Annotated in this window: 6 protein-coding genes and 1 pseudogene; 6 read left to right on the forward strand and 1 reads right to left on the reverse strand. The window is 69.3% G+C overall.

Features of this window, described 5'->3' with window-relative positions; all coding sequences use genetic code 11:
• The first annotated feature begins 21 nt into the window (after positions 1-21).
• On the forward strand, positions 22-2,520 hold the full coding sequence (locus tag VJ693_RS12175) for a glycoside hydrolase family 2 protein (protein WP_324154462.1): 2,499 nt from the start codon (positions 22-24) through the stop codon (positions 2,518-2,520).
• Positions 2,521-2,648: 128 nt separating this feature from the next.
• Positions 2,649-5,690 carry a TonB-dependent receptor gene (locus tag VJ693_RS12180; RefSeq protein ID WP_324154463.1) on the forward strand — a complete coding sequence of 1,014 codons (3,042 nt, stop codon included), beginning with the start codon at positions 2,649-2,651 and terminating at the stop codon, positions 5,688-5,690.
• Between the two features lie 462 nt (positions 5,691-6,152).
• Here VJ693_RS12180 and VJ693_RS12185 read toward each other — a convergent pair whose 3' ends face one another.
• Positions 6,153-7,484: a GH1 family beta-glucosidase gene (locus VJ693_RS12185; protein ID WP_414652270.1), complete on the reverse strand. Its 1,332-nt coding sequence runs from the start codon at positions 7,482-7,484 to the stop codon at positions 6,153-6,155.
• Positions 7,485-7,744: 260 nt separating this feature from the next.
• Here VJ693_RS12185 and VJ693_RS12190 point away from each other — a divergent pair, with 260 nt between their 5' ends.
• The 4 genes and pseudogenes from VJ693_RS12190 to VJ693_RS12205 form a co-directional block, all read left to right on the forward strand.
• A complete protein-coding gene (locus VJ693_RS12190) occupies positions 7,745-8,761 on the forward strand; it encodes a LacI family DNA-binding transcriptional regulator (RefSeq protein ID WP_324154465.1) in 1,017 nt (338 codons plus the stop codon).
• A gap of 131 nt (positions 8,762-8,892) precedes the next feature.
• Complete coding sequence (locus VJ693_RS12195; RefSeq protein WP_324154466.1) at positions 8,893-10,125, forward strand: ROK family protein; 1,233 nt, start codon at positions 8,893-8,895, stop codon at positions 10,123-10,125.
• Entirely contained in the window at positions 10,125-11,603 is a 1,479-nt protein-coding gene (gene xylB / locus VJ693_RS12200) for a xylulokinase (RefSeq protein ID WP_324154467.1), read from the forward strand. The genes VJ693_RS12195 and xylB overlap by 1 nt, the downstream gene beginning before the upstream one ends.
• A gap of 34 nt (positions 11,604-11,637) precedes the next feature.
• Positions 11,638-11,864, forward strand: a pseudogene (locus VJ693_RS12205) (xylose isomerase); the annotation flags it as partial.

The following is an 11,864-nucleotide window of genomic DNA, read 5'->3' on the forward strand; positions in this document are numbered from 1 at the left end:
TCCCTTCCTGGACCCCTACCCATGACCCCTGAACGACTGCTGGACCTGCATGCCGGCTGGCAACTGGCCGAGGCGCCGGCTGGCGTGGACTGCGCCGCGCTGAACGCACTGCCCGATGCCGAATGGCAGGCCGTGTCCGTGCCGGGCAGCGCCCACGGCGCGCTGCTCGCCGCCGGCCGCATCCCCGACCCGTTCTACGGCACGAACGAGACGGCCGTGCGCTGGGTCGGCGAGCGCACCTGGGCGTGGCGCCTGCACTTCGATGTGGCGAGCCTGGCCGCCCACGAAACCCTGGTCTTCGAGGGCCTGGACACCTACTGCACCGCCTGGTTGAACGGCGTGCCGCTGTTCACCTCGTCCAACATGTTCGTGCCGCTGCGCGTGGACGTGCGCGAGCGCCTGCGCATCGGCAGCAACGAGCTGGTGCTGCGCTTCGACCCGCCGCTGGCGCGTGCGCGCGAACAGGAGGCCGCCTTCGGGCGCCGGCAACTCTGGAACGGCGACAGCGCGCGCCTGTATGCCCGCAAGGCGCAATACCACTTCGGCTGGGATTGGGGCCCCGAGCTGCTGACCTGCGGCCCGTGGAAGCCGGTGCGGCGCCACAGCTGGGAGGCGCGCATCGACGAGGTCCAGACCCGCACGCAGGTGGACGTGGCCGCCCAGCGCGCGGCCATCCACGTGGCGACGCGCCTCGAAGGCGCCGCGCCCGGGCTGGCGGTGGAGCTGGACCTGCTCGATCCGGACGGCCACAGCGTCGCCCGCGCGGCCTACGCGGCCGAAGTCGCAGGCGCGAGCCTCGCGGTCCCCGAGGCCCGCCTGTGGTGGCCGCGCGGCATGGGCGGCCAGCCGCTCTACACGCTGGTGACCAGGGTGGTCGACGGTGCCGGCCAGCCGCTGGCGGAAGACCGCCGCCGCATCGGCCTGCGCACGCTGCGCCTGGTGCAGGAGCCGGTGAAGGGCGAAGGCGGCCGAAGCTTCTACTTCGAGGTCAACGGCCAGGGGTTCTTTGCCGGCGGCGCGAACTGGATCCCCGACGACAGCCTGCTGGAGCGCATCACGCCCGCGCGCTACCGCGAGCGCGTGGCCCAGGCCGCGGCGGCCAACATGACGATGCTGCGCATCTGGGGCGGCGGCATCTACGAGCACGACGCCTTCTACGACGCCTGCGACGAGCTGGGCCTGCTGGTCTGGCAGGACTTCATGTTCGCCTGCGGCATGTACCCGGCGCACGCCCCGTTCCTGGCCAGCGTGCGCGACGAGGCCCGCGCTGCCGTCAAGCGCCTGCGCCACCACGCCTGCATGGCGCTGTGGTGCGGCAATAACGAGGACTACGCGGTGGCCGAGTCGATCGGCGCGTACGGCCCGCATGCGCAGCTCGAGCGCTTCGATGCCCGCGCCATCTACGAGAAGCTGCTGCCCGAGGTCTGCACCGAGCTCGACCCCGACCGCGCCTACTGGCCCGGCAGCCCGTATTCGCCCAACCCCACCGGCATCACCATGTCGGCGGACGCCACCGTCGGCGACCGCCACAGCTGGGAGGTCTGGCACCAGCAGATGCTGCCGTACCAGCGCTACGGCGACGTGCAGGCGCGCTTCGTCAGCGAGTTCGGCATGCAGTCGCACCCCTCGCTGGCCCTGCTGGAATCGGTGCTGCCGCCCGAGGAGCGATTCGCCGAAAGCCGCACCGCCACATGGCACAACAAGGCCGGCGGCAGCGCCCCAGATGGCCACCGGCGGCTGGCCGTCTACATGGCCGACAACCTGCGTGTCGGCCCCTCGCTGGCCGAGCAGGTCTACGCCACCCAGTTCATCCAGGCCGAGGCGATGCGCGTGGCCTACCAGGACTTCCGCCGCCGCTGGCAGCAGCCCGGCGCGCGGGCCGTCGGCGGCGCGCTGGTCTGGCAGCTCAACGACTGCTGGCCCGTCACCAGCTGGGCGCTGATCGATTCGTCCGGCACCGTCAAGCCGGCGTGGCATGCGATCCGCCGCGCGCTGGCGCCCTTGGCCGTGGCCGCGCGGCTCGAGGCGGGCCAGGTCCGGCTGGCGGTGATGAACGCCGGCAGCGAAGCGCGCGCGGTGCTGCTGCAACTGCGCGTCTACGCGCTGGACGGCCGCTGCCTGCTGGACACGATCAGCGACCGCGTGGCGCCGGCGAGCAGCACCGTCGAGACCACGCAGGCCCTGCCGGCGGCGGGTGAGCCCGTCGTCGCCGAGCTGCGTGCGCTGAACCCCGCGGACAGCGCCGAGCTGGCGCGCGACTGCGCCTGGGCCGAGCCCTTCAAGTTCTACCGGCTCGACGCCGCAGCCATCACCGTGACCCGCGCGGCCGGCGGGCTGAGCCTCAACGCCGACCGGCCCGTCAAGGGGCTGTGGCTGCAGGCCGATGGCGCCACATTCGCCGACAACTTCATCGACCTCGTGCCCGGCCAGGCGTGGCACGTGGCCGTCGCGGGAACCCCGTCGAACCTTCACTACGCAGCACTGGATCACGCGGCTCGCGCCGTGTCGATCAAGGACTGAAGGGAGGCAGCAAACGCGCACCGATGACCCCGACCTGATTTCCACCACTGAAGCACTAAGAAGCACAAGAGGCTGACAGCCCGCAGAGAGGCTCGCAAGTGCTGACCCCGAGGACCAACGAGGAGCAAATGAGAGTGAGACATTTCCAGAAGACAGCGTTGTCGATCGCAGCGGCGCAAACGGTGCTGCTGCTGTGTGGCGCCGCGCAGGCGCAGACCCAGCCGGCCTCCGAGAAGGTCGAGACCGTCGTCGTGACGGGCCAGCGCGCCGCCCTGCAATCGGCACAGAAGATCAAGCAGGAAGCCGACGAGATCGTCGATTCCATCGTCGCCGAAGACATCGGCAAGCTGCCCGATCGCTCGGTCACGGAAGTGCTGCAGCGCGTCGTCGGCGTCACCATGGACCGCACCGCCGCGCGCTCCGACCCGGTCCACTACTCGGTCGAAGGCTCGGGCGTCATCATCCGCGGCCTGACCTACGTGAGCGCGCAGCTCAACGGCCGCGAAACCTTCAGCGCGAACAACGGCCGCGGCCTCGGCTTCGAAGACGTGCCGCCGGAGCTGATGTCGCGGGTGGACGTCTACAAGAACCCGTCGGCCGAGCAGACCGAGGGCGCGATCGCCGGCCTGGTCGACCTGCGCACCGCCCTGCCCTTCGACTACAAGGGCTTCAAGGGCGCGGTGTCCCTGTCGACCACCTACTCCGACCTGCAGGGCAAGTTCAAGCCCGAGGTGTCGGGGCTGATCGCGAACAGCTGGGACACCGAGTTCGGCAAGTTCGGCGTGCTGCTCGACGTCGCCCACTCGGAAGGCACCAGCCGCACCGACACCGTCACGGTGGACCCGTACTACCCCACGACGACGACGGCCGATGGGAAAACGATCCCGACGGCCGACGGCCATTGGTTCCCGCGCGACCTGAGCTGGCGTCGCCAGGAATACGACCGCACCCGCGACGGCGCCTACGCGGCGCTGCAGTGGAAGAAGAACGACATGGAGTCGTCCCTGACCTACTTCCAGTCGCGCTACAAGTTCGACATGCGCGAGTGGGCGGTCAAGGCCGAGGTCGACCCCTACTCGATCCTGATCGAGGACGCCGTCTATGACGACGCGGGCCGCCTGGTCAAGGGCGTGCTGAAGAGCAACGCCGACGGCATCGAGGTCGAGAACAACACCCGCTTCTCTTCGCGCACCTCGCAGAGCGAGGACTGGGCCTGGAACTTCCGCTGGAAGCCGTCCGCCGAATGGACGCTGACCTCGGATCTGCAGTACGTGACGTCGAAGACCCACGCGCTGGACTCGAACGTCGCGACCGGCATCCTGATGCCCAAGCAGACCATCGACCTCACCGGCTCCATTCCGAAGGCCAGCTTCGACACCTCGGACACCGAGTTCCTGAACAACCGGGACAACTACTACTGGGCCACGACGATGGAGCACCTGGACAAGGGTGAAGCCACGCAGAAGGCCTGGCGCGGCGACGCGCGCTACCAGTTCCAGGACAACCCGTATCTGGTCGACCTCCGCTTCGGGGTGCGCCTGGCCGACCGCGACGCGCTGACGCAGAACTCGAACCCGAACTACAACTGGGCGGCGGTGAGCAAGGCCTGGGAGCGTTACTGGTACGTGAACGATCTGGCCTGGGTGAAGAACTACAGCGAAGCCACGCAGTACAACCCGTTCTCCAACTTCATGGGCGGCATGGGTGCGGTGCCGGGCATGTACTTCCCGGGTGCGTCGGTGGTCAACGGCTTCCCGGCCAGCTACGTGAGCCTGCACGACCACGTGAAGTCGCTCTGCACCGGCTGGGCATGGGGCGGCGACGATCACTGCGGCTGGATGGGTGCCAACGCCAACCCGTACACCTGGGCGCCTGCCGGCCTCGGCGACCCGATCGGCACGAACGACCAGCACGAGCGCACCACCAGCGGCTACACGCAGTTGCGCTTCGCCTTCGACGAGCTGGCGATGCCCGTGGACGGCAACGTGGGCCTGCGCGTGGTGCACACCGAGGGCCATGCCAACGGCTACACCACGCTCACCGCGGCAACGCCGCCCACCGGCGCCGGGGGCGAGACGGTGCCGGTGTTCACGAGCTTCGCGAAGGCCGAATCCTTCGACAACTCGTACACCGATGTGCTGCCCAGCCTGAACCTGCGCATGAAGGCCACCAACGCGCTGCAGTTCCGCTTCGCGGCGGCCAAGGCGATTTCGCGGCCGGACCTGAGCCAGATGCAGGGCTACCTGGATCTGAAGGAAAACGTCGACATCGACAACACCGACCCGAACAATCCCGTGGTGCGCTCGGTGACCTTCACCGGCACTGCGGGCGGCAACCCGATGCTCAAGCCGGTGCGCTCGACGCAGGAGGACGTGACCGCCGAGTGGTATTTCGCCAAGACCGGCTCGCTGACCTTCGCGGTCTTCAACAAGGATCTGAAGGACATCATCGTCAACCAGACCTACACCCGCACGGTCAACGCGGACGACGGCACGCCGTACGACTTCGTCATCACGGCACCGGTGAACGGCGCCAAGGGCCACGCCCGCGGCATCGAGCTGGCCTACCAGCAGTACTACGACAATCTGCCGGATTGGCTGCAGGGTCTGGGGCTGCAGGCCAACTACACCTACGTCGACAGCAAGATGAAGCGGTACAACGCGGTGTACTCGCCGTACTGCTCGGCCGGCGCCGGCGCCGACAACCTGAACCTGTTCATCAACGGCTGCGACACCGATGGCCGCACGTTCGGCGACACCCCGCTGCCCAACCTGTCGCGCAACACCTTCAACCTGGCGGTGCTGTACGACAAGGGGCCGATCTCGGCGCGCGTGGCCTACTCCTGGCGCGAGAAGTACCTGCAGGGCGTGTCGCTGAACTCGGACAACACCGGCCCCAACCAGCAGAACGGCCTGGACACCAACACCGCCAGCAGCGGCTACGGGTCGCACGGATTGCCCCTGGGCCTGCCCTTGTGGGGCGACAGCTATGGCCAGGTCGATGCGGGCATCCAGTACCGGTTCGACGACAACCTGACCTTCGCCCTGGAGGGCCGCAACCTGACGAACTCGATGTACAAGCAGCTGATGCAGCAGCACATCGGCATGCTCGGCCACAACTACTTCACCTCCGGCCGCAGCTACACGGCGTCGTTGCGCTACTCGTTCTGATGCGCCGCCAGGGCCGGATCCCGATCCGGCCCTGGCGACCTTCGGGAACCAACTGGTCTCATGTCGAAAGCACTTTCGACTTTGCAGTGCGCCGGGCCCTCGCCCGGCGCACTGTCTTTTTCCCGCCGTGAGGTGGGGAGGCTGTTCGCCGCCATCGCGGCAGGCGCATGGATGGCGCCGGTCGCAGCGGCCGAACCCCCGCTCGATGCGCTGGCACGCGCCAAGGGCTTGCGCTTCGGCAGCACCCTGGGTGTCGGTGGCACGCCGCGCCGCGCCAGCGGCTTCAACGACCCGGCCTACCGCGCGCTGACCGCACGCGAATGCAGTGTGCTCGTGCTCGAGAACGAAACCAAGTGGCCGCAGCTGTGCCCCGACCCGCGCCAGCCCTACCGCTTCGGGCCGGCGCCTGCTGGCGAGCCATGTGCGAACGACCTGCACGCACTTCGGCGCGATGCCCGCCCGCTAAAGCGGCACCGCTTCCGCCAGCGCACGCTGGTGCAGGAAGGCCGCATAGGCCAGCGCGCTGCGCTTGGGCGTCCGCTTCTGGGTCTCGAAGTCCACGTGCACGATGCCGAAGCGGCGCTCGTAGCCGAACGCCCACTCGAAGTTGTCCATCAGCGACCAGATGAAGTAGCCGCGCACGTCCACGCCGTTGACCATGGCACGCGAGCACGCGGCGAAGTGGCGCTTGATGTAGGACTGGCGCTGCACGTCGTCGACCTGGCCGTCGCGCAGCTCATCGGCGCTCGACATGCCGTTCTCGGTGATGTAGATCGGCGGCAGGTTCGGGTAGCGCCGCTGGAAGGCCTCGAGGATGTCCTGCAGGCCTTGCGGGTAGACCTCCCAGTCCATGGTCGTGCGCTCGACGTCGGGCCGGTGCACCCACTCGAAGCTGTCGTCGCCGCTCGCGCGCACGACGGCGCGGCTGTAGAAGTTCAGCCCCAGGTAGTCGATCGGCCGGGCGATGGCCTCCATGTCGCCCGGCAGCACCAGCGGTTCGCAGCCCTTCCAGTAGCGCCACAGCGCCTCGGGGTACTGGCCCTTCAGCAGGGGGTCGAGCACCCAGCGGTTCTGGTAGGCGTCGTACAGGTCGACGGCCGCGTGGTCGGCGGGCGTGTCGCTGTCGGGGTAGGCCGGGCCGACGTTGGCCACGATGCCCGCCTGCGCGGCCGGGTCGTTCGCGCGCAGCGCCGGCAGCGCCAGGCCGTGGCCCAGCAGCAGGTGGTGCATGGCCTGCGTGCCCCAGCGCAGTTGGTCGTACCCGGGGGCGTGATGGCCGTTGCCATAACCGAGGTAGGCGGCACACCAGGGCTCGTTGTGCGTGGCCCAGGCCTCGACGCGACCGGCCAGCTCGCGGCTCATCAGGTCGGCGTAGTCGGCGAAGCGCCAGGCCGTCTCCCGGTTGAGCCAGCCGCCCTTGTCCTCGAGGTGCTGCGGCAGGTCCCAGTGGTAGAGCGTGACGAAGGCGCGCAGCCCGCGCTCGGCCAAGCCGTCGAGCAGGCGCTTGTAGAAGTCGATGCCGCGCGGGTTGGGGCGGCCGGCCTCGTCCATCACCCGCGGCCACGCGATCGAGAAGCGGTACGCGTCGACGCCGAGCGCCTGCAGCAAATCCAGGTCATCGGACCAGCGGTGGTAGTGGTCGCAGGCGACGTCGCCGTTCTCGGCACGCGCCACCTTGCCGGGCACGGCGCAGAAGGTGTCCCAGATCGACGGCAGGCGCCCATCCTCGTGCGCCGCGCCCTCGATCTGGTACGAGGACGTGCCTGCGCCGAAGACGAAGCCGCGACGCCGCATCGGCGAGCCGTCCGGTGGCGACACCAGGGCCCCCAGCAGGGCCTGTTCATCGCGGTTCAAGGATGCGTTCAACGTAGCGTTCAGCGAGGCGTTCAGGGGCATGGCGTCGGGCCAGGATCGAAACAACCTGGTGTTGTTTGCGTTGTTTAGTAAACCGCTGGTATTCTGGTCACCCGGGAAGACGGCGTCAAGCCAGCACGGGAGGGCCCGATGTCACAATCGCCGCCGATGTTTAGTACGAGACAGGTTGGATTCGGGGCATGACCGACAAGACGAAACGGCGCGTGACGATCCGCGAACTGGCCCAGGCCGCTGGCGTGTCGATCGGCACGGTGTCGCGGGCGCTGAAGGGCCAGCCCGGGCTGTCGGAGCAGACGCGGGCCGACGTGATCCGCGTCGCCCACGAGCTGAACTACGACCTCAGCCACCTGCAGACGGGCAAGCCGCGCCGCATCCTGTTTCTGTACAACCGCAGCATCGGCTCGCTCGCGACGAACCAGTTCTATTCCATCGTGCTGCATGGCGCGGAGGCCGCGTGCCGCGAGGCCGGCGTCCTGCTGAGCCTGATGTCGGTGGCGCCGGGCGACGACGTCGCGGCGCAGGTGCGCCGGCATGAATCCGACGCGCTGCTGGCCGCGGGATACATCGACAGCGAGACCATGGCGGCGATCCGCCAGTGCGACCTGCCGCTGGTGCTGGTCGACCATTTCATGGTCGGCGTGCACTGCGTCAACGACGACAACCTGCATGGCGCCTGGCTGGCCACGCGGCACCTGCTGGAGGGCGGCTCCCGCCGTCCGGCGGCGATCTTCGGGCCGCTGTCGCACCACTCGGTCGCCCTGCGCGCCAAGGGCTTCCACAAGGCGCTGTTCGAGGCCAAGCGCCTGCACGATCCCGACCTCGATGTCACCCTGGACATGGCGCTGCAGTACAGCGAGGCCGGCCAGGACGCGATGCGCCGGCTGCTGGCGCTGCCGAAGCGACCGGACGCGGTGTTCGCCTACAACGACGAGACGGCGCTCAACGCGATCGAGGTCTGCACCGCGGCCGGGCTGCGGGTGCCGGAGGACATCCGCGTCATCGGCTACGACGACATCGCCGCCGCCTCGCGCAGCAAGCCCACGCTGTCGACCGTGCGGGTGGACAAGGAGGCGCTGGGGCGCGAGGCCGTGCGCGCGCTGATCGAGGGCGCCTCGCCCAGCGAAACCCTGCTTCCGGTGGAACTGGTGGTGCGCGACAGCTCGCGCCCCGCGCGGCCGCCCGCATCCAAGGATTGACCGGCCGGCGCCACCGCGCCGGCCGCGCCCGTGGCGATTCCGCGTCTAGGTGTTTGCACGGCCTTTATTTAGTCCGACGATCGAACTAACATGCAGACCTCGTTCAAATAACACCCATCAGGAGGCCTGTCTTGTCCGTCGAGGCTGCCGGCAACCAACAGTTGCTCAAGGACATCAACCGGATGGCGCTGGTGCGCCACCTGTGCGCCCACCCGGGGCTGTCGCGTGCCGATCTGGCCACGGCCGTCGGGCTGACGAAGTCGACGGTGAGTCTGCTCGTGCGCGAGCTGCTGCTCGAAGGCTGGCTGCTCGAGCGCGAGGTCGTCGCCACCGGCGACCTCGGCCGCCGGCCGACGCCACTGTTCATCGATCCCTCGCGCCTGCTCCTGCTGGGCGCCGAAGTGGGCATCGACTCGCTGCGGGTCGTGGCCACCTCCCTGACTGGGGAGATCCTGGCTTCCGCGTCCTCCAACCACGGGGCCGGCAGGTCGGCCAAGGCCTGCATCGCCAGCCTCGCGACGACGCTGCTGAAGCTGCGCCGCCAGCTGGACGAAGCCCGGCACCAGATCATCGGCATCGGCGTCGGCCTGCCCGGCGGCGTCGACGAGGCGAGCGGCCTGCTGCATTTCGCCCCCAACCTCGGCTGGCGGGACGTGCCCTTCAAGGCCCTGCTCTCCGAGAAGCTCAGCGGGTCGACGCTGGCGGGCGTGCCCCTGTTCGTGCAGAACGAGGCGGACGTCGCCGCACTGGGCGAGCTGGAATTCAACACCTCGGAAGCCCGCAATCCCCTGCTCTACGTGAGCGTCAACCAGGGCGTCGGCGCCGGCGTGATCGTCGACGACCGGTTGCTGACGGGCAACCGCGGCTTTGCCGGCGAGGTCGGCCACATCGTGCTGCAGCTCGACGGCCCGCTGTGCTCCTGCGGCCGCCGGGGCTGCGCCGAAGCCCTGATCGGCCCGCGGGCGATCCTGCGCCTGCCCGCAAACGGCGAGCAGACCCTGCCCGCCGCACCGGTGGCCGAGATCCAGCACCGGCTGGCCCAGCGCGACGCCGAGACCTCGCGTGCCGTCAAGAAGGCCGGCAGCTACCTCGGCATGCTGCTGCAGAACCTGGCCGCCGCCTATGACCCCGCCTGCATCGTGCTCGGCGGTTCGGTCGTCGACCTGGGCGATGCCTTCCTCGACCCGGCGCTGCAGACCCTCAACGACTATGCCTCGGCGGCCAACCTCGAGCCGCCGGTCGTGCAGATCTCGCGCTTCGGTGCCGACGCGGTCGCGGTCGGCGCCGCCGCGCTGGCCCGCTACCGCCTGACCCGGCCGCTGATCTCTCCGGGCTTCAGCGTCAAGACCGCACAGGAAGATTGATGTACCTCGGTATCGACCTGGGCACCTCCGAAGTCAAGCTGCTGTTGCTCGACTCGGCAGGGCGGATCGTCGGCCAGGCCGGCGCGCCGCTCACGGTCTCTCGGCCGCAGCCGCTGTGGGCCGAGCAGGCGCCCGAAGACTGGTGGCAAGCCACCGAGAGCGCCGTGGCCCGGCTGCGGCAGGACCATGCGCAAGCCTTCGCGCAGGTGCGCGCGATCGGCCTGTCCGGCCAGATGCACGGCGCCGTGCTGCTCGGCGCGCAAGACCAGGTCTTGCGGCCAGCGATCCTGTGGAACGACGGCCGCAGCCACGCCGAGTGTGCCGAGCTGACCGAACGCGCGCCTGGCCTGCACGCGGTGGCCGGCAACCTGGCGATGCCCGGCTTCACGGCGCCCAAGCTGCTGTGGGTCCGACGGCACGAGCCCGAGGTCTTCGCGCAAATCAAGACCGTCCTGCTGCCGAAGGACTATCTGCGCCTGCGGCTCAGCGGCGAGAAGGTCTCCGACCCGTCGGACGCCGCCGGCACCCTGTGGCTCGACGTGGCGGCGCGCGACTGGTCGGACGATCTGCTGGCGGCCTGCCAGCTCAGCCGCGCACAGATGCCGCGCCTGGTCGAGAGCAACCAGCCCAGCGGCGTGCTGCGGCCCGAACTCGCGCGGGCCTGGGGCCTGGGCCCCGAAGTCGTGATCGCCGGCGGTGCGGGCGACAACGCGGCCAGCGCGATCGGCATCGGTGCGGTCGGGCCCGGCGATGGCTTCATTTCCCTCGGCACTTCGGGCGTGCTGTTCGTCGTCAACGACCGCTATCGCCCGAATCCCGCTTCGGCCGTGCACGCGTTCTGCCATGCGCTGCCGCAACGCTGGCACCAGATGAGCGTGATGCTGTCGGCCGCGAGCTGCCTGAAGTGGTTCGTGCAGCTCAGCGGCGCAGCCGACGAAGCCGCGCTGCTGCGCGAACTCGCGGCGCTGCCCGCCGAGTCGCTGCACGACGCCCCGATCTTCCTGCCCTATCTGGCCGGTGAGCGGACGCCGCACAACGACCCGTTCGCCCAGGGCCTGTTCTTTGGACTGAACCACCAGTCCACGCGGGCTTTGTGTGCCTACGCCGTGCTCGAGGGCGTGGCCTTCGGCCTGGCCGACGGCCTGGCCGCCCTGCAGGAAGCCGGCACCGAAGTCACGCGCCTGTCGCTGGTCGGCGGCGGCGCGCGCAGCAGCCTGTGGGCACAGCTGATTGCCGATGCCCTCGGCGTCGAGATCGTCGTCCATGCCGGCGGCGAGGCCGGCGGTGCGCTCGGCGCCGCGCGGCTCGGCTGGCTGGCGGCCGGCGGCGACGAGGCGAAGGTCTGCACCAAACCCGACATCGCTGCCCGGCATCTTCCGGAACCACAGCGCCACCAGCGGCTGCAGCAACGCCTGCAGCGCTATCGCGAGATCTACCAGCGCTTGAAGCCGATGCCGGCCCTCGCCGGCGCGGCCTGAGCGACCACGCTGGCCGATACAACACTTCATTGACATGAACAGTTACTTCCACAGCATCCCGCAAATCGCCTACCGTGGCCCCGACAGCACCGATGCACTGTCCTTCCGTCATTACGACAAGAACCGCATCGTGCTGGGCAAGCGCATGGAGGAGCACCTGCGCTTCGCGGTGTGCTACTGGCACAGCTTCTGCTGGACCGGCCTGGATCCCTTCGGCGGCGGCACCTTCCAGCGCCCCTGGTTCGAAGGCGGCTCGCCGAT

Source organism: Ideonella sp., from assembly GCF_035254525.1.
Lineage (GTDB): Bacteria > Pseudomonadota > Gammaproteobacteria > Burkholderiales > Burkholderiaceae_C > Ideonella.